The following is a 25100-nucleotide window of genomic DNA, read 5'->3' on the forward strand; positions in this document are numbered from 1 at the left end:
CATGCCATCGGCGGGCCATGACAAGAGACCGGCCGCCCTTGCCATCTACCCCGGCCGGCTGATCCACGAGCGACGGGTCAAACCGCATTACCGGTTTGCTTACCGGGTCTTCAGCCTGTGTCTGGATGTGGACCGGCTCGATGAGGCCGCCCGGCGGCACCGGTTTTTCTCGCGCAACCGCTTCAACCTGATCGGCTTCTACGACCGCGACCACGGGCCCAAGGACGGCTCGTCGCTGCGGCCGTGGATCGACCGGCAGCTCACCGCGGCCGGCATCGATCTCGAAGGCGGCCGGGTCGAGCTGCTCTGCTACCCGCGGGTGCTGGGCTATGTCTTCAACCCGCTGAGCCTGTGGTTCTGTCGGCATGCCGATGGCAGCCTGCGGGCGGTGCTTGCCGAGGTGCGCAACACATTTGACGAGTGGCACGGCTATCTCATCCACGACGAGGGCCGGCCCCTGCCAGAGCGGCTCGAGGATCGGGCCGGCAAGGTGTTTCATGTCTCGCCGTTTCTGCCCCGCGAGGGGCACTACCGGTTCCGGTTGCAGGCCCCGGCCGAGCGCTACCACGCGACGGTCAACTGGCATAACGCAAGCGATCCGGAACAGCCGGCGCTGATCGCGGTCCAGAGCGGCAGGCGAGCGCGCGGCGGCGATCGGGGCTTGCTCCGCGTGGCGGTCACTGTACCCTTGATGACCTTAAAGGTGATCGCCGCCATCCACTGGCAGGCGCTCAAGATATGGCTTCGGGGCGGTCGGTTTTACCGCAAGCCGGCACCGCCGGAATCGGAGATCAGTCAATGACAGGTTCCCAACAGGCGGTCATCCAGCTGCCCTCGCCACTCCCCGTGGCCGCACGCATTCTGCTTGGCTGGTTCAGCCGACTGCGACGCGGCCGCATGGAAGGCCAGATGCCCGATGGCGAGCCGTTTCTCATCCAGGGCGCCGAACCCGGTCCCACCGGCAGCATCCGGCTGCACCGGCCAACCCGTATGGTCGCGCGCATCGCCACGCGGGGGTCGGTGGGCTTTGCCGAGAGCTACATGGCCGGCGACTGGTCCAGCGCGGATACCGCCCATCTGCTCGAGCTCATGCTGCGCAACGAGGATGCCTTCAGCCGCAACATGGAGCCCCACTGGCTGCATCGACTGCGCCTGGCGCTGCGCCACCGCGGCCGCAGCAACACCCGGCGGGGCAGCCGGCGCAACATCGCCGCCCATTATGATCTTGGCAACGAGTTCTACCGCCACTGGCTCGACGAGACCATGACCTACTCGGCGGCCATTTTCGAGCACCCGGATCAGCCGCTTGCCGAGGCCCAACGGCACAAGTACCAGCAGCTGCTGGATGCCATCGGTGCCCGGCCGGGCGAGCACATCCTCGAGATCGGCTGCGGCTGGGGCGGCTTTGCCATGGAAGCGGCCCGCCGGGGCATCCGGGTGACCGGGCTGACGCTCTCGACCGAGCAGCTCGCCTGGGCGCGCAGCCGCATCGCCGAGGCCGGGTTCTCGGATCTGGTGGAACTGCGGCTGCAGGACTACCGCGACACCGCAGGGCAGTTCGACCACGCGGTCTCGATCGAGATGCTCGAGGCGGTGGGCGAAGACTACTGGCCCGCCTACTTCCGCATGCTCCACGACCGCATCCGGCCCGGCGGACGGGTCGGGCTGCATGGCATTACCATCGACGAGCCGCGCTACGAGGACTATCGCCGGCGGCCGGATTTCATCCAGCGCTATATCTTCCCGGGCGGCATGCTGCCCTCGCCCACCCGGCTCGAACAGGAGTGCCGCGCGGCGGATCTGGCGGTCGCCGACAGCACCGGGCTGGGCCAGCACTACGCCGCCACGCTGCTTCAGTGGGACAGCCGCTTTGTCCGGGCCCTGCCCGAGATCCGGGCGTTGGGGTTTGACGAGCGGTTCATCAACATGTGGCGCTATTACCTCGCCTACTGCTACGCGGGCTTTCGCACCGGCACCATCGATGTCAAACGCCTGGTGTTGACCCGCCCGTGACCCTCGGCCGCGGCCGGACCCTCCTCTACGGCCTGCCGGCGCTGCCGCTGGCGGTCATGGGGGTGCCCATGTATGTCTTTCTGCCGGGATTCTATGGCGAGACCCTGGGGCTGGCGGCGGTCGGCACCGCACTGCTCGTCGCCCGGCTCTGGGATGTGGTCACCGATCCGCTGATCGGCAGCCTGGGCGACCGGCTTAAGACCCGCTGGGGCCGGCGACGGCCACTGATAGCCGCCGGGCTGCCCATCCTGCTGGTCAGTGCCTGGGCGCTCTTTCGCCCGCCGGCGGAGGTGGATCTTGTCTATCTGCTGGGCTGGGGCCTGGCGGCCTATCTGGGCTGGACGCTGATGAGCCTGCCCTACACCGCCTGGGGGGCCGAGCTCACCGAGGACTACGATGGCCGGGCCAGCCTGACCGCCGCCCGCGAGGGGTTCATGCTGGCCGGCACGCTGCTGGCCATCGCCTGGCCGACGATCATGGGGGCCGGACGCGCCGACGCCGAGACCCTGGCCGGACTCGCCTGGCTGCTGGTGATTGCCCTGCCGCTGACCGTGGGCGTGACGCTCTGGCGGGTGCCAGAGTACCGGCTGGCCGCTCACCCGGTGGGCTGGCGGGCCGGGTGGGCGTTGCTGCGCCATAACAAGCCCTTTTTGCGGCTTCTGCTTGCCTATGTGATGAATGGGCTTGCCAACGGTCTGCCCGCGTCACTGTTTACGCTATTCGTCGCCCATGTCCTGCTGGCCGAGGCCTGGGCCGGGCCATTGCTGCTTGTCTACTTTGTCATCGGCATCGCCGCATTGCCCGGCTGGCTGTGGCTTTCACGGCGGATCGGCAAACACCGCACGTGGGCCATTTCCATGCTCTGGACCTCGGCGGTTTTCATCTGGGTGCCCTTCCTCGGCCCCGGCGATACCTGGGCGTTTTTGCTGATCTGCGTGCTCTCGGGGGTGGGGGTGGCCGTGGATATGGCCCTGCCGGCGGCCATCCAGGCCGATCTGGTCGATCTGGACACCGCCGCCGGCGGCGGCCGTCGCACCGGGTTATACTTCGGCATCTGGAACATGGCCACCAAACTGGCCCTGGCGCTGGCGGTGGGCATCGCCTTTCCGCTGCTCGAGGGGTTTGGCTTTGATGCCACCGCGATCGACAACCGCGATGGCACACTGGCGCTTGCCATGTTCTACGGGGCGGTGCCGGTGGCGTTCAAGCTGCTCGCCACCGCCTTGATGTGGCACTTCCCCGTGGACCGGCGCATGCAGACCGCCACCCGCGCCCGCGTCCACGCCGTCGAGGGCAAGCCCGAGCCGCTAGGCTGAGCCGGGCACCTCAAGCCGGCGCCGCAGCCACCGCATCAAACCGCCCACCACCGGAAACTGCGCGTAAAGCCCACCGGCGGCATCCCAGTAGTCGACATGCTCGCGGACCCGGCCATCGCTGGCGAGCACCACCCGCGAGACGCCGACCACCGGCTGCCGGGGGTGGCGGTCGCGCTTGAGGCGAAAATGAAACCGCCACTGGATATACCCCACCGAGGCCGAGGCATCGTCCACACATTCCAGCACCTCGAACCGGGCCTCGGCACAGTTGGCGAACATATGCTCGAACACCGCGCGGATCCCCGCCAGGCCGGTGACCGCGTTGAACGGATCTTCGAAGCGGGCGTTTTCCACGAAAACCGTATCCAGCCGATCCAGATCCGCCGGGGTAAGGCTGGCGAAGAAATCGGCGTAGCGCGCCAGCGCGCTCACGACTGCACCATCCGCCGGGTCAGGGCGAAGTACCAGCGATAGGGCAGCAGCCGCAGCAGCTTGAGCGTCCAGGCAAAGCGCTTGGGAAAGAAGATCTCAAAGCCGGCGTCATCGATTTCGCGGTGGATGTAATCCGCCGCCGCCTCGGGGGTGATGAGCTGTGGCATGTGAAAGCGGTTTTTCTCGGTCAGGCGGGTTTTCACGAACCCCGGGTTGATCACCCGCAGGCTCACCCCTGTGCCGACCAGCGCCGGGCGCAACGACTCGGCCATGTTCAGCACCGCCGCCTTGCTGGCGCCGTACGGCGCGGCCTGGGGCAGGCCCCGGTAGGCGGAGAGACTGGCGGTGACCAGGATCTGCCCACGGCCGCGTTGCCGCATGGGCCCCAGCGCCGCCCCGATGCCATTCACCGCCCCCAGGTAGTTGACCTCGGCCAGCCGCCGGAAAAGCGCCGGATCGAATTCATCCAGGGTCATGGGGTCGTAGTCACCGGCGTTGAGGATCAGCGTATCCACCTCGCCCAGATCGTCCTCGACCGCCATGAACACCGCCTCGCTCTCGGCCGGATCGGTGACATCCAGCGGGAAGGGATGGATCCGCTCGGCCACATCCGGGTTGTCATCGGCGATCGCCTGCAACGCCGGCTCGCGCCGCGCGCAGACGGCCACCCGCCAGCCATCCTGCGCCAACTTGACCGCGAGCGCCCGGCCGATCCCCGCGCTGGCCCCGGTAATCATCGCCACCCGCCCGGCGGCGGCTGCGGTTGTCGCATCACTCATCGTGTCTGTGCCCTCGATCCATCCATGCGTACAATCCTACTGGTAGACCTGCAAACACCGCCAACGACTCCCGAGCGCACAAGGAGCCCGCCATGGCACCGGCCATTTACTGGATCCGGCGTGATCTGCGTCTTGCCGACAACCCGGCGCTACTCGCCGCCGCGCAGGCAAAGGCCATCATCCCGGTCTACATCCATGCGCCCCACGAGGCTGGCGACTGGGCCCCCGGTGCGGCCAGCAACTGGTGGCTGCACCACAGCCTGGCGGCGCTGGCAAGCGCCTATGCCCGCTACGGGGTCCCGCTGATCATCCGCAGCGGCGACAGCCTGGCGACGCTTCGAGCGCTCGTCGCCGAGACCGGCGCCGAGGCGGTGCACTGGAACCGGCTCTACGAGCCGGCCACCATCGAGCGGGATCGGCATATCAAGCAAACGTTGCGGGACGATGGCCTCAGCGTCGAAAGCCACAACGCCGCGCTGCTCCACGAGCCCTGGACCATCCGCACCGGTACCGGCGGGGATTACAAGGCGTTTACGCCGTTCTGGCGGGCCTGCCGCCGCGCCGCCGAGCCCGAGCCGCCGCTGCCGGCCCCGCAGACCCTGGCGCGCTGTGACAACGCCGATGCGATGGCCGGAGCCATGGGCCGCGATCCAGCGGCAACCGCCGGCGCCGCCGCGCTCGAGTCACTGGGGCTTTTGCCCACGATTGACTGGGCCGGTGGCCTGCGCAGCCGCTGGCAGCCGGGCGAGGCCGGCGCCTGGGCACGGCTTGAGGCGTTCCTGCCGGCGACCCTGGCCGCCTACGAACCCGGACGGGATTATCCAGCGCGGCCGGGCACCTCGCGGCTGTCACCGCATCTGCACTTTGGCGAGATCGGGCCGCGACAGGTGTGGCAGGCGGTGCAGGCGCAACTGGCCCGGGGCGGTGACAGCGATCCGGCGGCGCGGACCGAGAGCGCCGAGACCTTTCTCTCGGAGATCGGCTGGCGCGAGTTTGCCCACCATGTGCTCTTCCACCATCCGGGGTTTCCGGATCATCCACTCAATGCCCGGTTTGCGGATTTTCCGTGGCAGGCCGACCCGGGGGATGCCATGCTCAAAACCTGGCAGCGCGGCGAGACGGGCATTCCACTGGTCGATGCAGGCATGCGCGAGCTCTACGCCACCGGCTGGATGCACAACCGGGTGCGCATGGTGGTGGGCTCATTTCTGGTTAAAAACCTTCGCCTGCCCTGGCAGGCGGGTGAGGCCTGGTTCTGGGACACCCTGGTGGATGCGGATCTTGCCAGCAACAGCCTGGGCTGGCAGTGGGTAGCGGGCAGCGGTGCCGACGCCGCGCCGTACTTTCGGGTATTCAACCCGGTCCGGCAAAGCGAGCGCTTTGACGCCGAGGGGGACTACATCGCCCACTGGATTCCGGCGCTGGCCGATCTGCCGGTAAAGCACCGCCACGCCCCGTGGGAGGCGCCGGCCCCGGTGCTCGAGTCCGCCGGCGTTACGCTGGGGGTGGACTACCCCCACCCGATGGTGGATCTCAAAGAAAGCCGCCAGGCCGCGCTGGCCGCCTTCGAGCAGATCAAAAAGGCCGGGTGAGCGGGGCAAGCAGGTTGTTGAAGGGGTAGTGCCGCTTCCATCGGTAAGCCTGAAAGTCGCGCTCATCGGTGGATACGATGCGCCCGTGACCAAGGCATTCAGCAACGACCACGAGGGACGCGTCGGCAAGGTCCATCGGCAAATCTTGATACTGTCTCATTAAAGCCGTCATGCGCGGTAACTCCGAGTGCGCAAGCGGGAAGATCTCGCAAGCGCCCTGCTGAACCGCGCCCACAAAGCGACGAGAGATCTCTGGCCCCAGATAGCTACCAATCAAATGACTCGCTTCGGTGAGGACCGGCCAAGTGCAAATCAGTTGGCCACCATACCCAGCAAGCCACTGTCTGGCCCTTTCATGCCACCGATCTTTGCTGTTGAAAAGCGCCACCCAAAATCCGCTGTCAGCGATCACCATCATGCCGACGCCGCAGTTGCTCGGTCAGATAGCGTTTGTCCTGACTGGCCAAATCATTGGGGCCTTCGGCGCAACCGATGAGGCCACTGCTCGTCAAGACATCCCGCGCTGCGCGCTTTTCCAGCACCAGACTCTGGTAGTAGTAATCGATGGCCCGACGCAGCAGATCAGTCCGATTGATACCCTCCCGCTCGCAAATGGTATCGATTTGGGCTGCCTGCGCCGCGTCGATACGAGCATTGATCCGGATATCGCGTACCTCGCTCATTGCAATGTCCCATGTCATGGCTGTATGACACATTGTATGTCAGCCCATGCGCTATGGCGAGAACCGCTCGTCGCAGGCCCATTGGCTGCTATCATGCACAGTGCATCAATCAGACAGGAACCCCCCGTGCCGCGCGAGCGTTTATACCAAAGCGATTTGACCAGCCTGCCGCTGCTGCAACGGGGCAAAGTCCGCGATGTCTACGCCGTGGATGACGAAACACTGCTGGTGGTCACCACCGACCGGCTTTCGGCCTTTGATGTGGTCTTGTCCGACCCGATCCCCGGCAAGGGCGCGGTGCTCACGCGGCTATCGGATTTCTGGTTCAAACGGCTTGGCGCGCGGCAACCCAATCAGTGCCTGGATCTGCCGTTGGAGGCGGTGCTGAGCGACCCCGACGAGCGCGAACAGGTGGCCGGACGCGCCTCGGTGGTCCGACGGCTCGCGCCGTTGTCCTTCGAGGCCATCGCCCGGGGTTATCTCATCGGTTCGGGTTGGAAGGATTATCAGGCCACGGGTCAACTGTGCGGCATCAGCCTGCCCGACGGCCTGCGCCAGGCCGACCCGCTACCCGAGCCGATTTTCACGCCCTCCACCAAGGCGGCGGCCGGCGACCACGACGAAAACGTGGCCTTTGAGGCGGTGGTGGATGACCTGGGCCGGGACCTGGCGGACGAACTGCGAAAGACCACCTTGTCGCTGTACAAAGAAGCCGCCGCCTACGCCCGCGACCGCGGCATCATCATCGCTGATACCAAGTTCGAGTTCGGCCTGGATGCAGCCGGCCGGCTGGTGTGGATCGACGAGGCACTGACCCCCGACTCGAGCCGCTTCTGGCCGGCGGATGCCTATCGCCCGGGCACCTCGCCGCCGAGCTTTGACAAGCAATTCGTCCGGGATTACCTCGAGACGCTGGACTGGGACAAAACCGCCCCGGCGCCGGCATTGCCGGAGGCCATCATTCAGCAGACCGCCGAGCGTTACCGCGAGGCCGAGGCTCGGCTTTGTCACTAGGCCACTCGGGCGACTTAGCGCCCCGCCATTCAGCGATCGCCGAGCAGCTCGTCGACCTGGACCACCTTCATGGCGTTGGTCCCGCCGCGCACACCGGCGAGATCGCCCTTGGTGATCAACACCCGATCACTGCCCCCCACCGCTCCACGGGCCTTGAGCTCTTCGACGGCCTCGCGGTTGACCGCCTCGTGCTCGCGCTGCAGCGGATCAAAACCGATCGGATGCACGCCCCGATACAAAGTCACCCGACGGCGGGTCCGGGGCTGCTCGGAGAGGGCATAGATGGGGATTTCGGTGCCGATGCGCGACATCCACATCGCCGTGGCGCCGGATTCGGTCATCGCGGCGATGGCCCGGACCCCCAGGCTGTTGGCCGCCGTGATGGCCGTTTTGGCGATGGCCTCATCCACCCGGTCGAAGTGCACATCGGGCTTGAGCCCCGGATGCGGTCGGGATTCATCGGCGTAGGTCTCGGCGCCGACGCAGACCCGGGCCATGGCCGCCACGGTCTCTGCCGGATACTGACCCATGGCCGTCTCTTCCGAGAGCATTACCGCGTCGGTGCCATCCAGCACGGCGTTGGCCACATCCAGCACCTCGGCGCGGGTGGGCATGGGGTTGTCCACCATCGACTGCATCATCTGCGTGGCGGTAATCACCACGCAGTCGCGTTCGCGGGCCATGCGCATGATGCGCTTTTGCACGCCGGGCAGTTCGGCATCACCGATTTCCACGGCCAGATCACCACGGGCGATCATCACCGCATCGGCGGCATCCATGATCTCGCCCAGGGCTTCCACCGCCTCGTGGCGTTCGATCTTGGCAACGATGCCGCCATGCCCCCCGGCGGTGCGCAAGAGCTCGCGGGCCTCGTCGATGTCGGCACCATCCCGGGGGAAGGACACCGCGACGTAGTCGGCCTCGAGTTCGGCCGCGAGTTTGATGTCTTCACGGTCCTTGTCGGTCAGCGCCCGCACCGACAAGCCACCGCCCAGGCGGTTGATCCCCTTGCGGTCGGAGAGGCTGCCGCCCACCTCGACGGTGGTATAAATCCGGCTGCCGTCGATGCGCTCGACCTTGAGTTGCACCAGCCCGTCGGCGAGCAACAGGGTATCGCCGGCGGCGACGTCATCCGGCAGCCCCTGGTAGGCCACGCCCACCCCTTCGATACTGCCGGCGTCCCCCGCCAGCGCCGGGTCGAGGAAAAACGCGGCCCCCGCCTCAAGCTCCACCGGGCCATCGGCGAAGCGCTCGATGCGGATCTTCGGCCCCTGCAGATCGCAGAGCATGCCCACCACCCGACCGGCCTGTTCGGCGGCGCTGCGCAGGGTCGCTGCACGGTCGCGGTGTTCATCATGGTCGCCGTGCGAGAGGTTCATCCGAACGACATCCACACCGGCATCGACGATGGCGCGCAAATCGGCCGCAGTGCTGGTGGCCGGCCCCAGGGTGGCCACAATCTTGGTCTGCCGTGACATGCCGGCTCCTTTAGCGATCCAGGATGGCCACCGCCGGCAGGGTCTTGCCCTCGAGAAACTCGAGGAACGCCCCACCGCCGGTGGAGATATAGGAAATCCGCGGCTCGACGCCGTATTTGGCCACCGCCGCCAGGGTGTCACCCCCGCCGGCGATGGAAAATGCCGGGCTCTCGGCGATGGCCTCGGCCAGGGCACGGGTGCCGTTGCCAAAGGCGTCGATCTCGAACACCCCCACCGGGCCGTTCCAGACCACGGTGCCCGCCTGGCGCAGCCGCTCGGCGTAGGCGGCGGCGGTCTTTGGCCCCACATCCAGGATCATCTCGTCCTCGCCGACCTCATCCACGCCGCGCACCACCGCCTCGGCGGTGTCGCTCACTTCGGTGGCCACCACCACATCCTCGGGAATGGGGATCTCGCCACCGGCGGCCCGGGCCTTTTCCATCAAATCCCGGGCGGTGTCCAGCAGATCCGTTTCCATTAGCGAACGGCCAACGCGATGACCGGCCGCAGCGATAAAGGTATTGGCGATGCCCCCGCCGACGATGAGCTGGTCGACCCGGTCGGTGAGCTGATCGAGGACGGTGAGCTTGGTCGAGACCTTCGAGCCGCCGATGATCGCCACCAGTGGGCGGGCCGGGTGATCCAGCGCCTTGCCCAGCGCCGCCAGTTCGCCGGCAAGCAACGGGCCGGCGACGGCATCCGGGGCAAACCGGGCAACGCCATGGGTCGAGGCCTGGGCGCGATGGGCAGTGCCAAAGGCATCCATGACAAAAAGGTCACAGAGCGCGGCCATCCGGCGCGACAGGGCCTCGTCGTTGTCGGTCTCACCGGCGTTGAAGCGGACGTTCTCGCAGACCACCAGCTCGCCGGCATCGGGTGCTACCTCGCCATCCAGCCAGTCGCGGGCGACGGGGACCGCGCGGCCCAGCAACTCACCCAGGCGTTCGGCCACCGGCGCCAGCGAGGCCTCGGGGTCGAATTGACCGGCCCGGGGCCGGCCCAGGTGGCTCATGACCATGACCCGGGCGTTGGCATCGAGCAGATGCTGCAACGTGGGCAGGGCGGCCTTCAGCCGCGAGTCATCGGCCACCCGGCCGTCCTTGAGCGGGACGTTGAGATCCTCGCGGACCAGTACCCGTTGGCCGGCAACGGCCACATCATCCAGCGTACGAACGGGCATTACTTGGCCTGCATCATCGCCACGGTGGTGTCGAGCATGCGGTTCGAAAAGCCCCACTCGTTGTCATACCAGGCGCAGGCCTTGACCAGGCGCCCGCCCACCTTGGTCAGGGTCGCGTCAAAGCTCGAGGAATGTGCGTCGTGGTTGAAGTCCACCGACACATAGGGCCCGTCGCTATAGGCCAGCACGCCCTTTAACTCGCCCTCGGCGGCGGTCTTGAGGATCTGGTTGACCTCTTCGACGCTGGTATCCCGCGCGGCGATGAACGACAGATCGACGATCGAGACATTGATGGTGGGCACGCGCATGGCATAGCCATCGAGCCGGCCATCGAGCTCGGGCAGGATCAGCCCGACCATCGCCGCCGCCCCCGTTTTGGTGGGAATCTGCGACATGGTGGCACTGCGCGCCCGGCGCAGATCCGAGTGGTAGACGTCGGTGAGCACCTGGTCGTTGGTGTAGGCATGGATGGTGGTCATCAGGCCCTGTTCGACGCCAATGGCGTCATGCAGGGGCTTGACCACCGGGGCCAGGCAGTTGGTGGTGCACGAGGCGTTGGAGACGATGGTGTGCTCGGCCTTGAGCACATCATGGTTGACGCCGTAGACCACCGAGGCGTCCACGTCCTTGCCCGCCGGGGCCGAGATCAGCACTTTCTTGGCGCCGCCGGCGAGATGGGCCGAGGCCTTGTCGCGGCTGGCGAAAAGCCCGGTGCACTCAAGCACCACATCCACCCCCAGCTCACCCCAGGGGAGCTTGGCGGGATCCCGCTCGGCGAGGACCTTGATCTCGTCGCCGTTGACCACCAAGTTACCGTCGTGGACCTCGACCGTGCCGGGGAACCGGCCATGGGCGGTATCCACACGGGTGAGATGGGCGTTGGTCTCGGCGTCGCCGAGATCGTTAATGGCCACCACCCGGATTTCGTCGCTGCGGCCGGCTTCGTAGAGCGCGCGCAACACATTGCGGCCGATGCGGCCGTAGCCATTGATTCCAACCTTGATCGCCATGCTTGGACTCCTGCTTGTTGATCGGATCTTCGCTGATCGCTTGCCTGTGGCAGCCGCCGTTCAGCCGGCGAGCTGCGCCTTGAATGCCGCAACCACCGCCTCGGTGGTCAGGCCCATGTGTTCGTACACCTCGGCCGCCGGCGCCGAGGCCCCAAAACCGTTGAGCCCCACCAGCCCGCGCTCGTCGGCGACAAACACCCGCCAGCTATCGGGGGCGGCGGCCTCCACCGCCACCCGCACCGTCAGCGCCGGCGGCAACACCGCGTCGCGGTAATCCTGAGGCTGGGCCCGGAACCGCTCGATGCAGGGCATCGAGACGACCCGCACCGGGTGGCCTTCGGCTGCAAGTGCCTCGGCAGCGCTCATGGCCATGCCCACCTCCGAGCCGCTGGCCATGATAACGCCTTGCGCCGTGGTGTCGGGGTCGTGCAGTACATACCCGCCCCGCCGAATCGCCTCCACCTGATCGGGCTGTCGCGACTGATGGGGAAGCTTTTGCCGCGACAGCGCCAATGCACTCGGCCCGGTGGTTCGCTCCAGCCCGGCCTGCCAGGCCACCGCCGTTTCGGTAAGGTCACAGGGCCGCCAGACATCCAGATTGGGGATCAGCCGCAGGCTGGGGAGATGTTCGATGGGCTGATGGGTCGGGCCGTCCTCGCCCAGGCCGATGGAGTCATGGGTGTAGACCAGGATGCTGCGCACCCCCATCAGCGCGGCCATGCGCACGGCGTTGCGGGCGTAGTCCGAGAACACCAGAAATGTCCCGGCATAGGGAATGAGCCCGCCGTGCAACGCCATGCCGTTCATGATGGCGGTCATGCCGAACTCGCGGACGCCGTAGAAAAGATAATTGCCATCGGCATCATCGGCGGTCACCTGGGTACAATCCGCCCACCAGGTGTTGTTCGAGCCGGTCAGATCCGCCGAGCCACCCACCAGCTCGGGCAGGTGCGGGCCGATGCCGTTGAGTACCGCCTGCGAGTGCTTGCGGCTGGCATCGTCCTTACCGTCGGCCTGGGCCGATTCGATCAACGCTGCAGCATGATCGGCAAACCGGGCCGGCAGCTCGCCGGCCATCCGTCGCTCGAAATCGGCGGCAAGCTCGGGATGGGCCTGGCGATAGGCCGCCAGGGTCTCGCGCCACTGCGCTTCGGCCGCCGCCCCCCGGGCCCGGGCGTCCCAGCCCTGGTAAATGGCATCGGGGATGTCGAATGGCCCGTGGGGCCAGTCCAGGAACTCGCGGGTCGCCTGGATTTCTTCATCGCCCAGCGGGGCGCCGTGGACACCATGGGTGCCGCAGACGTTGGGCGCGCCAAAGCCAATGGTGGTCTTGGTGCAGATCAGCGACGGCCGGTCGGTGACCGCCCGGGCCGCTTCGATGGCGGCTTTCACCGCCTCGGCATCGTGGCCGTCGACATCCGCGACCACATGCCAGCCATAGGCCCGGAACCGCGCCGGGGTGTCATCGGTAAACCAGCCGCTGACCTTGCCATCGATGGAGATGCCATTGTCATCATAGACGCCGATCAGCTTGCCGAGCCCCAGCGTGCCGGCCAGCGAGCAGGCCTCGTGCGAGACCCCCTCCATCAGACAGCCGTCACCGAGAAAGCAATAGGTGTAGTGATCCACCAGATTGTGTCCGGGCCGGTTGAACTGCCCGGCCAGGATGCGCTCGGCGAGCGCCATCCCCACGGCGTTGGCAAGCCCCTGGCCCAACGGGCCGGTGGTGGTCTCGACACCGGGGGTATCCCCGACTTCGGGGTGGCCCGGGGTACCGGCATGGAGCTGGCGGAAGTCCTTGAGCGACTGCATCGGCAGGTCATAGCCGGTGAGATGGAGCAACGAGTAGATGAGCATCGACCCGTGGCCATTGGACAGCACAAAGCGGTCGCGGTTGGGCCAGTGGGGATTGGCGGGGTTGTGGCTGAGGTAATCGTTCCACAACACCTCGGCAATGTCGGCCATCCCCATCGGTGCCCCCGGGTGGCCCGAGTTGGCCTGCTGGACGGCGTCCATGGATAGGGCCCGGATGGCATTGGCGAGCTGGCGGCGACTGGTCATTGGCGGGGTTCTCCGGCGGGGCCTTGGGGTGTTGTGCAAAAACCCGTGATTGTCCAGAACTTCCCGTGTGCAGGCAACCGACGGTATGATCCACACCATTTTCCGACCAACCACCGCAGGGAGCGGTTGTCTCATCCATGGGTAGTCAGCATCTGTTTACATCAGAGTCGGTCTCGGAGGGCCACCCGGACAAGGTCGCCGACCAGATCTCGGACGCGGTCCTCGACGCGATCATCGCTAAGGATCCGGCCGCCCGGGTGGCCTGCGAGGCCATGGTCAAGACCGGCATGGTGATCGTCGCCGGCGAGATCACCACCTCGGCGTGGATCGATCTAGAAGACCTGGCCCGCCAGACCATTCTCGATATCGGCTATGACAGTGCCGAGGTGGGCTTCGACGGCGCTACCTGTGCCGTACTGAATGCCATCGGCAAGCAGAGCCCCGACATCAACCAGGGGGTCGACCGGCAGGCGCCGGAAGAACAGGGCGCCGGCGATCAGGGCATGATGTTTGGCTATGCCTGCCGCGAGACCGATGTCCTGATGCCCGCCCCCATCACCTATGCCCACCGGTTGGTCAAGCGCCACAGCGAGATCCGCAACCGTGGGGTCCTGCCCTGGCTGCGGCCGGATGCCAAATCCCAGGTGAGCTTTGTCTACGAGGATGGCGAACCGGTGGCCGTCGACACCATCGTGCTCTCGAGCCAGCACGACGAGACGGTCTCGCAGGCGGATATCAAAGAAGCGGTGATGGAAGAGGTGATCCGCCCGGTGATCCCCGAGCACTGGATCAGCGATCGCACCCGGTTTTTCATCAACCCCACCGGCAATTTCGTCATTGGCGGTCCGGTGGGCGACTGCGGGCTGACCGGCCGCAAGATCATCGTCGATACCTACGGTGGGATGTCGCGGCACGGCGGCGGCGCTTTCTCGGGCAAGGACCCGTCCAAGGTGGATCGCTCGGCGGCCTATGCCTGTCGCTATGTCGCGAAGAACATCGTCGCCGCGGGCCTTGCCGAGAAATGCGAAATCCAGGTGGCCTATGCCATCGGCGTTGCCGAGCCCATGTCGATTTTCGTCGACACCTTTGGCACCGGGCGCATCTCCGAGGCGCGGCTGGTGGAACTGGTCCGCGAGCACTTTGATCTACGCCCCTACGGGATCCTGCAGATGCTGGATCTGGTCCGCCCCATCTATCGGCCCACCGCCAGCTTCGGGCACTTCGGGCGCGAAGAGGAAGGGTTCAGCTGGGAGCGGACCGACCGGGCCGAGGCGCTGCGTAGCGCCGCCGGCCTGTAACAACACGGTATACACCCGTTCGGGTGTCGAGGAGCGCTGCACCTTGCTGGCCCGCCGGCAGGGGAGGCTCGGCACCCGGACTTTATCGACAACGGCGCTCGACGGAACACATGGAGTTGAACCATGAACGCTGTCGTTGACACCAAACTGACCGGTTCGGTCATCGCCGATGCCAGCCTCGCTCCCTGGGGCCGGCGCGAGATCGAAATCGCCGAGACCGAGATGCCGGGTCTGATGGCTCTGCGCGAGAAGTACGCCGGCGAGCAGCCGCTCAAGGGCGCGCGGATCGCCGGGTCCATCCACATGACCATCCAGACTGCGGTGCTCATCCAGACCCTCGAGGCGCTGGGCGCCGAGTGTCGGTGGGCGAGCTGCAACATCTACTCGACCCAGGATCACGCCGCCGCGGCCATCGCCGATGCCGGCACCCCGGTGTTTGCCTTCAAGGGCGAGTCGCTCGAAGAGTACTGGGAGTTCACCCACCGCATCCTCGAGTGGCCCAACGGCGAGCCCAACATGATCCTCGACGATGGCGGTGACGCCACCCTGGCGGTGACCCTGGGCGCGAAGGCCGAGCAGGATCCGTCGATCCTCGACAACCCGGGCAGCGACGAAGAACGCGCCCTGTTCGCAGCCATCCAGCGGCGGCTCAAGGACAACCCGGGCTTTTATGCCCGCACCCAGGCGGCCATCAAGGGCGTGACCGAAGAGACCACCACCGGGGCCAAGCGGCTTTACGAAATGCAGCAGACCGGCGAGCTGCCCTTCCCGGCGATGAACGTCAACGATTCGGTCACCAAGACCAAGTTCGACAACCTCTATGGTTGCCGCGAATCACTGGTCGACGGGCTGAAGCGGGCCACCGACGTGATGGTCGCCGGCAAGATCGCCGTGGTGGTCGGCTACGGCGATGTGGGCAAGGGTTGTGCACAGAGTCTCAAAGCCCTGGGTGCCAGCGTCTGGGTCACCGAAATCGACCCGATCTGTGCGCTGCAGGCGGCCATGGAAGGCTATCGGGTGGTCACCATGGAAGAGGCCGCGGACAAGGCGGATATCTTCTGCAGCGCCACCGGCAACTACAACGTCATTAACCACGACCATATGGCGGCGATGAAGCACGAGGCGATCGTCTGCAACATCGGCCACTTCGACAACGAAATCGATGTCGCCAGCCTGCGCCAGTACGAGTGGGAGAACATCAAACCGCAGGTCGATCACATCAGCTTCCCGGACGGCAAGAAGATCATCCTGCTCGCCCAGGGCCGGCTGATGAACCTCGGCTGCGCCACGGGCCATCCCAGCTTTGTCATGTCGGCGAGCTTCACCAACCAGGTGCTCGCGCAAATGGCGCTTTTCAACAACGATGGCAGCTACGGCAACCAGGTCTACGTCCTGCCCAAGCATCTGGACGAAGAAGTCGCCCGCCTGCATCTCGAGAAGATCGGCGCCCATCTAACCACCCTGCGCGAAGAACAGGCGGACTACATCGGCGTCTCGGTGGATGGCCCGTTCAAGCCCGAGCACTATCGCTACTGAGCCGGCGACCCGGTTGCACGTCACCGGCATCCCACCGGTCGGGTCGGTCATGGACCTGCCCGACTCGGTGGTTCGGCATATCCAGGCCCGTCGACTGCGTTGCAGCGACGGGCTTGTGCTTTTTGATGGCACCGGCGGGGCGTACACCGCCCGGCTCGAGACCCTCGAAAAACGCCACGCCCGGGTCCGGATCGAGGCCTTTTCACCCCATGAGGCCGAACCCCCGGTGGCCGTGACCATCCTGCAGGCCATCAGCAAGGGCGAGCGCATGGACTATGCGGTGCAAAAGGCCACCGAACTGGGGGTGGCGCGCATCATCCCGGTCATCAGCGCCCGCTGTGTGGTCCGGCTCGACGCCGAGCGCTGGGCGAAAAAGCAACGGCACTGGCAGGCCGTGGCCGTGGCTGCCTGCGAGCAATGCGGGCGCAACCGCATCCCGCCGGTCGAAACGCCCTGCGCGCTGGATGCAGCGCTCACCCAGGTCGATGGCCTGCCGGGGGTGATCTTTGACACCGAGGGCGACCGGGCCGCCCATGACCTGGCGCCCGCCCCCGAGCTGGCCACCCTGATCGGCCCCGAGGGTGGCCTTGCACCCGACGAGATTCAGCGGGTGGCCGAACGGGGCTGGCAGCGCATCCGTCTGGGCCCGCGCATCCTGCGCAGCGACACCGCTCCGGTTGCGGCCCTTGCCGTCATTCAGACGGTGATCGGGGATCTGGGGTAGGACCCGACGGGATGGCTTTACTCAGGCACCATCCGCTTGCCGTGATCGTCATCGCGCAGCTTTTTGGCACCTCGCTGTGGTTCAGTATCAATGGGGTCTGGTTTTCGCTCGCCGCCGAGCTGGGCCTGACCGAAGGCGACCTGGGCCGGCTGACGCTAAGCGTGCAGGCGGGTTTTATCCTGGGCACGCTGACACTTGCCGTCACCGGACTGGCGGATCGTTTTCGCGCCAGTCGCATCTTTGCGCTGGCAAGCCTGATCGGCGCGCTGATGAACGCCGGCTTTGTGCTGGCCGCGCCCCACCCGGGCCTGGATGCGGCGCTGCGATTTCTCACCGGGCTGTGTCTGGCGGGCATCTATCCGCTGGGGATGAAAATGGTCATCGCCTGGACCCCATCCCATGCGGGTGCGGCCCTTGCCTGGCTGGTGGGCATGCTCACCCTGGGCACGGCCACGCCGCATCTGCTGCGCGGCCTGACCCTGGGGCTGCCCTGGGAGTGGGCGCTACTGGGCGCCTCGGCGCTTACCTTGCTGGGCGGGGCGCTTGTCCTGCGGCTGGGCGATGGCTCGCACCTGCCGCCCACCGCCGGGCCGGTTGCCCTGCGCGGCGGGCTGGAGGCGCTGCGATTGCCGGGGTTCCGGGCGGCCGCCGGTGGTTATTTCGGGCACATGTGGGAGCTCTACGCGGTCTGGATGCTAGTCCCGCTGCTGGTGGCCCGCGAGTTGGCCCGGTTGGATGCCGGACCCGCGCTGGTGCCCATGCTCTCCTGGCTGATCATCGGTATCGGCCTTGTCGGCTGCGTCATTGGCGGGCGCCTCAGCCGGCGGCGCGGCAGTGCCTGGGTCGCAGCCCGGGCGCTCGCCATCTCGGGCGCCCTCTGCCTGGTCTATCCGCTGCTTGCCGCCTTTCACGCGCCACCCGCCATGCTCATCGCCCTGCTCTTTCTCTGGGGCCTGACGGTGATCGCCGACTCGCCGCAGTTCTCGGCGCTCGCCTCGGCCAACGCTCCGGCCGACCGGGTGGGGGCGTCGCTGGCGTTGATGAACGCCGTGGGCTTTGGCCTGACCCTTCCCGCCATCTGGCTGACCAGCCACCTGTGGCCCGGCCAAGGCCCGTGGGTGGTGCTCTGGCTGCTGCCCGGGCCAGTGGCGGGGCTCATCGCCGTGCACGGGCAGGGGCGGGGCGGGCCGCCGCAGGCTGCACCCACCGCCCGGTGATCGCCTATACTCAGGTCATGGAAAAGACAACAGCCGCCAATGAACTGGATCGTATCGGCGATTACCTCTACGGCGCCAAGCACTCACCGGTGGCAAGCGGTTAGTCGCGCGCAATCCGCATGTCCATGGCGACGAGTTAAGTCGCATGGTCATGGATGCCGAGGATTTTCTCCCCTATCTTGAGCGTTCAATGCGACAGAGGCGCGAGCGATGGATCGGCTGACAATCGATGCCCGCTTGGAGGCGCTGCAGCGAGTCCATTAACCCTGGTCGGGGTCGGCTCCGCTACACTCTCACCGTCACAAAACCACTAAAGGAGTCATCCATGCCCTATCGCCTCGGGGTTGTCATGGACCCGATCGAGGGAATCACGCCCTACAAGGACACCACGCTTGCGATGCTGCTCGAGGCGCAGCGTCGGGGCTGGGAAATCCGCTATCTGACCCTCGCCGATCTGTCGCTGCGCGATGGCGTGGCCTACGGCGACGGGGCATTGCTCGAGGTCCGCGACGACAACCACGACTGGTACACCCTGGGCGAGCGCGATGAAGAACCGCTCGAGAACCTGGACGCGATCCTGATGCGCAAGGACCCGCCTGTCGACAGCGCCTATGTCTACGCCACCCAGATCCTCGAGGTGGCCGAACGGGCCGGGCTGCTGGTCGTCAATCGACCATCGGGGCTGCGCAACGTCCAGGAAAAGCTCTCGATCGCGCAGTTTCCGCAGTGCTGCACCCCCACCGTGGTCGAGATGAAGGCCAAACCGCTCAAGGCCTTTATCAACGCCCAGGAACGCGCCGTGCTCAAGCCCCTGCACGGCATGGGCGGTGAGGCCATTTTTGTGGTCCACGCCGGTGACCCCAACACCAGTGTCATCATCGAGCAGCTCTCCGAGCGTGGCACCCGTTATGTCATGGCCCAGCGCTATCTACCCGAGATCACCGAGGGGGACCGCCGGATTCTGGTCATCGACGGCCGGCCGGCGCCCTTCGCCCTGGCCCGTCTGCCCGCCGCCGGCGAGAGCCGTGGCAACCTGGCCGCCGGCGGGCGCGGTCTTGCCCGTCCGCTCACCGACCGCGAACACTGGATCGTCGAGCAGGTCCAGCCGCTGCTCGCCGAGCAGGGCATCCTCTTTGCCGGGCTGGATGTCATCGGCGGCTATCTCACCGAAATCAATGTCACCAGCCCCACCTGTGTGCGCGAAATCGACGCCCAAAAGGACACCAACCTGGCCGGTGAGCTTTTCACGGTCATCGAACATCGACTGCTCGGGCGGCAATGAGCGCCGACGGCACCTATCTGGGCTTTGACGCCGGCGAAAAACGCCTCGGTGTCGCCGTCGGCCAGACCGTGACCGGCCGGGCCCGCGCGCTGATGGTGATCCCCTGCCGCGCGGGTATCCCCGACTGGGCACGGGTCGATGCCCTGGTCGACGAATGGCGCCCGGTGGGGCTGGTGGTTGGCATGCCCCGCCATGCCGATGGCAGCGCATCGGCGAGCACCCGGCTGGCCGAGCGGTTTGCCGGTGAACTCGCCCGTCGCAGCGGGCTTGGGGTCTATCGCATCGACGAACACCTCTCCAGCCACGCCGCCGCCGAGTCACTGCGCGAGCGCGGGGCAACCGCGGACGTGCTGGATGCCGAAGCAGCGCGTATCATCCTCGAGACCTGGTTTGGCGAGCAGTTGACGTGACCGATCATTTGCCCGAAATCGACCCCCTGCTGGAGACCCTGACCCAGCGTGTCGATGCCCTCATCGAATCCGAGGGGCGCGCCCGTTGTTCGCTGGTGGGCATCCATCAGGGCGGGTTCTGGCTTGCCGGGGCATTGCAAAAGCGGCTGGGGCTCGATGGCGAGCCCGGCGCCCTGGATATCGCCTTCTACCGCGATGACCTGGACCGCGCCGGCCTGCAGAGCGAAGTCCGACCCACCCGTCTGCCCCTTGATATCGACGAGCGGGTGATCATCCTGGTGGACGATATCCTCTATACCGGTCGCACCATTCGCGCGGCGATGAACGAGTTGTTCGACTATGGCCGTCCGGCCGCCATCCGACTGGCGGTGCTGCTCGAGCGCCCGGGCCGGGACCTGCCCATCGCCGCCGATATCAGCGCCGATCGCATCGAGCTTGCACCGCGCCAGCGGGTCAAGCTCCGGGGGCCGGATCCGCTCCATCTGGTCATCGAGGAGGCCCGCGCATGAGCGTCCAGCTCGATGAAAACGGTCAGCTGCGCCACTTCCTCACCACCGAGGGACTCGATCCGCAGCTGCTTGCCCGCATCCTCGATACCGCCGAGTCGTTCTCGGGGGTGATTGGCAAATCGGTCAAAAAAGTCCCATTGCTGCGCGGTCGGACCGTGATCAACCTGTTTTTCGAAAGCAGCACCCGCACCCGCACCACCTTCGAGCTGGCCGCCAAGCGATTGTCGGCGGATGTGCTCAACGTCAGCGTGGATACCACCACCACCAAGGGCGAGAGCCTGCTGGATATGATGCGCAACCTCCAGGCCATGCAGGCGGACATGTTCGTGGTCCGTCACAGCGAAAGCGGTGCGGCCGAATACTTCGCCCGGCATGTCGACCCTGGCGTGGCGGTACTGAATGCCGGCGATGGCTGGCATGCCCACCCCACCCAGGCGATGCTGGATGCGTTTACCATCCGCCAGCACAAGGGCGGGTTCGAGAACCTGCGCATCGCCATCGTCGGTGATATCCGCCACTCGCGGGTGGCCCGCTCGCAGATCCATGCCTTCAACGGCCTGGGCGCGGGCGAGTTGCGGGTGGTCGCGCCCAACACCCTGCTGCCGTCGGATATCGACAGCCTGGGTGTGCAGGTCTACAACGATCTGGGCGCCGGCCTGCGCGATGTGGACGTGGTCATTGCGCTGCGCCTGCAGCGAGAGCGTATGCAGGGCGCGTTGCTGCCCGGCGAAGCCGAGTACTTTCGGCACTACGGGCTGACCGAAAGCCGGCTCGGCAACGCCCACCCCGAGGCCATCGTCATGCACCCCGGCCCCATCAACCGCGGCGTCGAGATCGACTCGGCGCTGGCGGACGGGCCGCGCTCGGTGATCCTCGATCAGGTCACCAACGGCATCGCCGTGCGCATGGCGGTGATGACCCTGGTGCTGGGCATCCAGCCGGATACGCCACGGGAGACGACATGAGCCGCATCCTCATCCGCAATGGCCGTCTGATCGATCCGGCGGACGACCTGGATACCATCGGGGATGTGGCGATTGGTGATGGCCGCATCATCCGGCTTGGTGGCGACATCGATGACTTTACCCCCGACCGGGTGATTGACGCCGAAGGCCAGTGGGTCATTCCGGGACTTGTGGATGTGTGTGCACGGCTTCGCGAGCCCGGTGCCACCCGCAAGGCGGATATCGCCAGCGAGGCCCGTGCCGCGGCCGCCGGCGGTATCACCACGCTGGTCATGCCGCCGGACACCGACCCGGTCATCGACACCCCCTCGGTGGTCGAGCTGATCCACCACCGCGCCGAGTCGGCCGCCGGTGCCCGGGTGGTCCCTCTGGGGGCCCTGACTCGGGGACTGGCAGGCGAGGCCTTGCCGGGCATGGCCGGGTTGGCGGCGGCTGGCTGCCCAGCGGTCTCGGACGGCGGGCAGCCGGTCACCGATGCGCTGGTGCTGCGGCGGGCACTGGACTATGCCGCGACCTTTGCGCTGCCCGGGTTGCTGACCCCGGTCGAGCCGACGCTTGCCGGCGGCTGCCTGAACGAAGGGGCAACGGCTACCCGGCTGGGTCTGCCCGGCATTCCCGCCGCCGCCGAGACGGCGGCGCTGGGCCGGCAGCTGGCGGTGGCAGGCGCCACCGGCGCCCGGGTCCATTTTGGCCGGCTCTCGAGCGCCGAGGGGGTCCGGGCCCTGACCCATGCCCTGGGCGACAACCGCAAGCTCTCGGCCGATGTCGCCATCCATCAGCTCTTTCTCACCGATCAGGATGCGATGGACTATGACCCGCGGTTCCATCTGAACCCGCCGCTGCGCGATATCATCGACCGCGAAGCCCTGCGCCAGGCCTTTGCCGACGGCGTGCTCCGGATCATCTGCTCCGATCACCAGCCGCATGATGCCGATGCCAAAGAGGGGCCGTTTGCCAGCACGGCCCCCGGCGCCAGCGGCATCGATACCCTGCTGCCGCTGCTGCTGCGCCTGGTCGAGGACGAGGTCCTGCCGCTGCGCAAGGCGCTTGCCGCCGCGACCATCGAACCGGCCCGTCTGCTGGGCCTCGAAGGCGGCCGCCTGGCCGAAGGGGCGGCCGCGGATATCGCCGTGGTCGACCCGGCCGATCCCTGGTTCTGCCGCCCCGACACCCTGCGAAGCCGCGGCAAGAACTCGCCCTTTCTGGGGTGGGAGTTCAGCGCCCGCGTCTGTCATACCCTGGTCGAGGGCCGCCTGGTCCACTCCATCGACCGCCCATGACGCCGGCCCGCCTGCTGGATGCGAGCGCCGTATCCGACGACTGGCGTCTGATCCGGCTGCAATGGCACGACCCGCTGCCCGGGCCCGGGCAGTGGCTGTGGATGGACATCGATGGCCGGCGGCTGTGTCTGCCCTTTCGCGATGGCGACAGCGGCGAAGGCTGGATCGCCGGCGTTGTCCCCAGCGCGCTCTTGCCCGGCAATCCCGGCCCCGGCCATCCCGTCAGCGTCTCGGCGCTGCAAGGCGCGCCGCTTTTCGCGCCCGACGGGCAGGGGCTGATCATCCTGGGCCAGGATCTGGGGATTGGCCCGGCCATGGCCCTTGCCGAGCGCTGTCCCGAACCCACCCGACTGGTGGTGCTCGGCGGCCAGCACGGTGTGCCGGCCCGGCTGGTGCCTTCCCGGTTCTACATCCCGGCGCTGGTCGACTGTGCCATTGCCGGGGTGGGCACCCTCGAGTCACTGGCGGTGCCATCACGCATCGCCCTCACCGATGAGCGACCGGGCGTCTACGAAGGCAGTCCCGTGGACCTGCTGGGCCGTTATCTCAGCGACCTCTCGGCCGATCAGCGCCAGGCAGTCACGGTGGTCGCCATCGTCCCCTGGGGCAGCCTGCATGGCCGGCAGGCCGGGCTGGCGGCGTGTATCGGCGGTTTGCAGCTTGTCGAGCTGCCGTCGCCGTAGCGGCGCCGTTTCGGATCCCCCGGGCCGCGGCCGCGAGGCGGCCGGGCCGCGCCGGGGCAAGGATTCGACGAGACTCTGCCGGCCGCCGTATGATTCCCGACATGGAAGCCACCGCCAGCATGGATATTGCCGATCGCCTCGCCGCAGTGCGTGAGCGCATCGCAACGGCCGAGCGTGACTATGGCCGGTCGCCGGGCAGCGTGCAGCTGCTGGCGGTGAGCAAGCGTCAGGCGGTGGCGGCGATCCGCGCGGCCCAGGCACAAGGCCAACAGGCGTTCGGCGAGAACTACCTCCAGGAGGCCGCCGACAAGCGTGAGGCGCTTGCCGATGCACCCATCGAGTGGCATTTCATCGGGGCGCTGCAATCCAACAAGACCCGGCCGGTGGCCGAGGGCTTCGACTGGGTGCATACCATCGACCGGCTCAAGATCGCGCGGCGGCTCTCGCAACAGCGCCCGCCGGCCATGCCACCACTGAATTGCTGTATACAGGTCAACGTCAGTGGCGAGGCGAGCAAGGCAGGGGTGGAGCCGGCGGATGCCGCCGAGCTGGCCCGCTCGGTGGCCGAACTGCCGGGCCTTGCCCTGCGCGGGCTGATGACGCTGCCCGAAGCGGTCATGGATTTTGCCGCGCAACGGGCGGCTTTCGCGCAGCTGCGGGCAATTCAGCAGGCGCTGATCGCCGAGGGCCTGGCACTGGATACCCTGTCGATGGGTATGTCCAATGATCTTGAGGCCGCGGTCGCCGAAGGCAGTACCCTGGTGCGCCTGGGGACCGCGGTATTCGGACCTCGACCGGAGAAGACAACGTGAGCGAGAAAACCATCGCCTTTATCGGAGGCGGCAACATGGCACGCAGCCTGATCGGCGGGCTGGTGGCCGACGGTCATCCGCCGGCGGCGCTGCGGGCCGCCGAGCCCGATGCCGAGCGGCGTGAGGCGCTGATCAGTGACTATGGCATCCAGGGCTTTGAGGACAATGCCACCGCCGTGCGGGGCGCGGATGCGGTCATCCTGGCGGTCAAGCCGGGCGAGCTGGCGGGCGTCGCCCGCCAGCTGGGCGGGCAGATCCGCGATCAGCAAAGCCTGGTGATCTCCATCGCCGCCGGGGTACGCAGCCCGAATATCGCCGAGTGGCTGGGCGGCGATGTGCCCGTGGTCCGGGCCATGCCCAACACCCCGGCGCTCATCCAGACCGGTGCCACCGCGCTCTTTGCCAACCCTTCAGTTGGCCCCGAGCAGCGGGATCTGGCCGAGACCACCCTGCGGGCCGCCGGCATGGTGGTATGGCTGCCTGACGAGACACAGATGGACGCGGTCACGGCGCTCTCCGGCAGCGGGCCGGCGTATTTCTTCCTGACCATGGAGGCGATGCAGGCAGCCGCCGAGCGGCTGGGCCTCGACAGCGACACGGCCCGACTGCTCACCCTCGAGACCGCCCTGGGCGCGGCGCGAATGGCGCTCGAGGCGAGCGAAGAACCCGCCTTGTTGCGCCGGCGTGTGACATCGCCCGGCGGCACCACCGCAGCGGCACTCGCCGAGCTCGAGGGCGGTGACCTGGCCGGGCTCTACGAGCGGGCCCTGCGGGCGGCCGCGGGGCGCGCCCACGAACTGGGCGACGAACTGGGAGCGCAATAGCC

The 25100-nt window shown here is 67.1% G+C and carries 25 protein-coding genes and 1 riboswitch; of the genes, 17 read left to right on the plus strand and 8 right to left on the minus strand.

Going from position 1 to position 25100, the window contains the following annotated elements:
- The first annotated feature begins 1 nt into the window (after nt 1).
- Genes V6X73_RS08180 through V6X73_RS08190 form a run of 3 tightly spaced genes read left to right on the plus strand, consistent with a single transcriptional unit; the run spans nt 2 to nt 3329 of the window.
- Complete coding sequence (locus V6X73_RS08180) at nt 2–802, plus strand: DUF1365 domain-containing protein (protein WP_367959399.1); 801 nt, start codon at nt 2–4, stop codon at nt 800–802.
- On the plus strand, nt 799–2013 hold the full coding sequence (locus V6X73_RS08185) for a class I SAM-dependent methyltransferase (protein ID WP_367959400.1): 1215 nt from the start codon (nt 799–801) through the stop codon (nt 2011–2013). Before V6X73_RS08180 ends, V6X73_RS08185 begins: the two co-directional genes overlap by 4 nt.
- Nucleotides 2010–3329, plus strand: a complete 1320-nt coding sequence (locus V6X73_RS08190) for an MFS transporter (RefSeq protein ID WP_367959401.1) — start codon at nt 2010–2012, stop codon at nt 3327–3329. Before V6X73_RS08185 ends, V6X73_RS08190 begins: the two co-directional genes overlap by 4 nt.
- Here V6X73_RS08190 and V6X73_RS08195 read toward each other — a convergent pair.
- Nucleotides 3321–3761 (minus strand): nuclear transport factor 2 family protein, encoded by a 441-nt coding sequence (locus tag V6X73_RS08195; RefSeq protein ID WP_367959403.1) that lies wholly within the window; start codon nt 3759–3761, stop codon nt 3321–3323. The genes V6X73_RS08190 and V6X73_RS08195 overlap by 9 nt on opposite strands.
- Nucleotides 3758–4540, minus strand: coding sequence for an SDR family NAD(P)-dependent oxidoreductase (locus V6X73_RS08200; RefSeq protein WP_367959404.1), 783 nt, complete (start codon nt 4538–4540; stop codon nt 3758–3760). Before V6X73_RS08200 ends, V6X73_RS08195 begins: the two co-directional genes overlap by 4 nt.
- Before the next feature lie 92 nt (nt 4541–4632).
- Here V6X73_RS08200 and V6X73_RS08205 point away from each other — a divergent pair, with 92 nt between their 5' ends.
- Nucleotides 4633–6132 carry a cryptochrome/photolyase family protein gene (locus V6X73_RS08205; protein ID WP_367959405.1) on the plus strand — a complete coding sequence of 500 codons (1500 nt, stop codon included), beginning with the start codon at nt 4633–4635 and terminating at the stop codon, nt 6130–6132.
- Here the strand turns inward: V6X73_RS08205 and V6X73_RS08210 are convergent.
- Together V6X73_RS08210 and V6X73_RS08215 are read right to left on the minus strand one after the other, a co-directional pair.
- Nucleotides 6116–6550, minus strand: a complete 435-nt coding sequence (locus V6X73_RS08210) for a type II toxin-antitoxin system VapC family toxin (protein ID WP_367959406.1) — start codon at nt 6548–6550, stop codon at nt 6116–6118. The genes V6X73_RS08205 and V6X73_RS08210 overlap by 17 nt on opposite strands.
- A complete protein-coding gene (locus V6X73_RS08215; RefSeq protein ID WP_367959407.1) occupies nt 6534–6815 on the minus strand; it encodes a ribbon-helix-helix domain-containing protein in 282 nt (93 codons plus the stop codon). Before V6X73_RS08215 ends, V6X73_RS08210 begins: the two co-directional genes overlap by 17 nt.
- A gap of 126 nt (nt 6816–6941) precedes the next feature.
- Here V6X73_RS08215 and V6X73_RS08220 point away from each other — a divergent pair, with 126 nt between their 5' ends.
- On the plus strand, nt 6942–7829 hold the full coding sequence (locus V6X73_RS08220; protein ID WP_367981352.1) for a phosphoribosylaminoimidazolesuccinocarboxamide synthase: 888 nt from the start codon (nt 6942–6944) through the stop codon (nt 7827–7829).
- Nucleotides 7830–7858: 29 nt separating this feature from the next.
- On the opposite strand, the gene pyk is transcribed toward V6X73_RS08220, so the two are convergent.
- Genes pyk through tkt form a run of 4 tightly spaced genes read right to left on the minus strand, consistent with a single transcriptional unit; the run spans nt 7859 to nt 13558 of the window.
- Nucleotides 7859–9307 (minus strand): pyruvate kinase, encoded by a 1449-nt coding sequence (gene pyk, locus V6X73_RS08225; RefSeq protein ID WP_367959409.1) that lies wholly within the window; start codon nt 9305–9307, stop codon nt 7859–7861.
- 10 nt (nt 9308–9317) lie between these two features.
- Nucleotides 9318–10487 (minus strand): phosphoglycerate kinase, encoded by a 1170-nt coding sequence (locus V6X73_RS08230; RefSeq protein ID WP_367959410.1) that lies wholly within the window; start codon nt 10485–10487, stop codon nt 9318–9320.
- Nucleotides 10487–11497: a type I glyceraldehyde-3-phosphate dehydrogenase gene (gene gap, locus V6X73_RS08235; RefSeq protein ID WP_367959412.1), complete on the minus strand. Its 1011-nt coding sequence runs from the start codon at nt 11495–11497 to the stop codon at nt 10487–10489. The genes V6X73_RS08230 and gap overlap by 1 nt, the downstream gene beginning before the upstream one ends.
- A 60-nt stretch (nt 11498–11557) precedes the next feature.
- On the minus strand, nt 11558–13558 hold the full coding sequence (gene tkt / locus V6X73_RS08240; protein ID WP_367959413.1) for a transketolase: 2001 nt from the start codon (nt 13556–13558) through the stop codon (nt 11558–11560).
- A gap of 137 nt (nt 13559–13695) precedes the next feature.
- On the opposite strand from tkt, the gene metK reads away from it, so the two are divergent.
- The 12 genes from metK to proC all read left to right on the plus strand — a co-directional run bounded on the left by metK (nt 13696) and on the right by proC (nt 25098).
- Nucleotides 13696–14856 carry a methionine adenosyltransferase gene (gene metK / locus V6X73_RS08245; RefSeq protein ID WP_367959414.1) on the plus strand — a complete coding sequence of 387 codons (1161 nt, stop codon included), beginning with the start codon at nt 13696–13698 and terminating at the stop codon, nt 14854–14856.
- Nucleotides 14857–14878: 22 nt separating this feature from the next.
- Nucleotides 14879–14963: riboswitch (S-adenosyl-L-homocysteine riboswitch) on the plus strand.
- Between the two features lie 16 nt (nt 14964–14979).
- Nucleotides 14980–16392: an adenosylhomocysteinase gene (gene ahcY, locus V6X73_RS08250; protein ID WP_367959415.1), complete on the plus strand. Its 1413-nt coding sequence runs from the start codon at nt 14980–14982 to the stop codon at nt 16390–16392.
- Nucleotides 16358–17116: a 16S rRNA (uracil(1498)-N(3))-methyltransferase gene (locus tag V6X73_RS08255; protein ID WP_367959416.1), complete on the plus strand. Its 759-nt coding sequence runs from the start codon at nt 16358–16360 to the stop codon at nt 17114–17116. Before ahcY ends, V6X73_RS08255 begins: the two co-directional genes overlap by 35 nt.
- An 11-nt stretch (nt 17117–17127) precedes the next feature.
- Nucleotides 17128–18333: an MFS transporter gene (locus V6X73_RS08260; RefSeq protein ID WP_367959418.1), complete on the plus strand. Its 1206-nt coding sequence runs from the start codon at nt 17128–17130 to the stop codon at nt 18331–18333.
- 325 nt (nt 18334–18658) lie between these two features.
- Nucleotides 18659–19615 (plus strand): glutathione synthase, encoded by a 957-nt coding sequence (gene gshB, locus V6X73_RS08265; RefSeq protein ID WP_367959419.1) that lies wholly within the window; start codon nt 18659–18661, stop codon nt 19613–19615.
- A complete protein-coding gene (ruvX, locus tag V6X73_RS08270; protein ID WP_367959420.1) occupies nt 19612–20025 on the plus strand; it encodes a Holliday junction resolvase RuvX in 414 nt (137 codons plus the stop codon). The genes gshB and ruvX overlap by 4 nt, the downstream gene beginning before the upstream one ends.
- Nucleotides 20022–20534, plus strand: coding sequence for a bifunctional pyr operon transcriptional regulator/uracil phosphoribosyltransferase PyrR (gene pyrR / locus V6X73_RS08275; protein WP_367959421.1), 513 nt, complete (start codon nt 20022–20024; stop codon nt 20532–20534). The genes ruvX and pyrR overlap by 4 nt, the downstream gene beginning before the upstream one ends.
- Nucleotides 20531–21499 carry an aspartate carbamoyltransferase catalytic subunit gene (locus V6X73_RS08280; protein ID WP_367959422.1) on the plus strand — a complete coding sequence of 323 codons (969 nt, stop codon included), beginning with the start codon at nt 20531–20533 and terminating at the stop codon, nt 21497–21499. Before pyrR ends, V6X73_RS08280 begins: the two co-directional genes overlap by 4 nt.
- The gene (locus V6X73_RS08285; protein ID WP_367959423.1) at nt 21496–22779 is read left to right on the plus strand and encodes a dihydroorotase; all 1284 of its coding nucleotides are present in this window, start codon (nt 21496–21498) and stop codon (nt 22777–22779) included. Before V6X73_RS08280 ends, V6X73_RS08285 begins: the two co-directional genes overlap by 4 nt.
- The gene (locus tag V6X73_RS08290) at nt 22776–23462 is read left to right on the plus strand and encodes a hypothetical protein (protein WP_367959424.1); all 687 of its coding nucleotides are present in this window, start codon (nt 22776–22778) and stop codon (nt 23460–23462) included. The genes V6X73_RS08285 and V6X73_RS08290 overlap by 4 nt, the downstream gene beginning before the upstream one ends.
- Nucleotides 23463–23563: 101 nt before the next feature.
- Nucleotides 23564–24274 carry a YggS family pyridoxal phosphate-dependent enzyme gene (locus V6X73_RS08295; protein ID WP_367959425.1) on the plus strand — a complete coding sequence of 237 codons (711 nt, stop codon included), beginning with the start codon at nt 23564–23566 and terminating at the stop codon, nt 24272–24274.
- Nucleotides 24271–25098: a pyrroline-5-carboxylate reductase gene (gene proC, locus V6X73_RS08300; protein WP_367959426.1), complete on the plus strand. Its 828-nt coding sequence runs from the start codon at nt 24271–24273 to the stop codon at nt 25096–25098. Before V6X73_RS08295 ends, proC begins: the two co-directional genes overlap by 4 nt.
- The last annotated feature ends 2 nt before the right edge of the window (nt 25099–25100 follow it).

Origin of the sequence: Spiribacter pallidus (assembly GCF_040838495.1) — a bacterium.
GTDB lineage: Bacteria > Pseudomonadota > Gammaproteobacteria > Nitrococcales > Nitrococcaceae > Spiribacter > Spiribacter pallidus.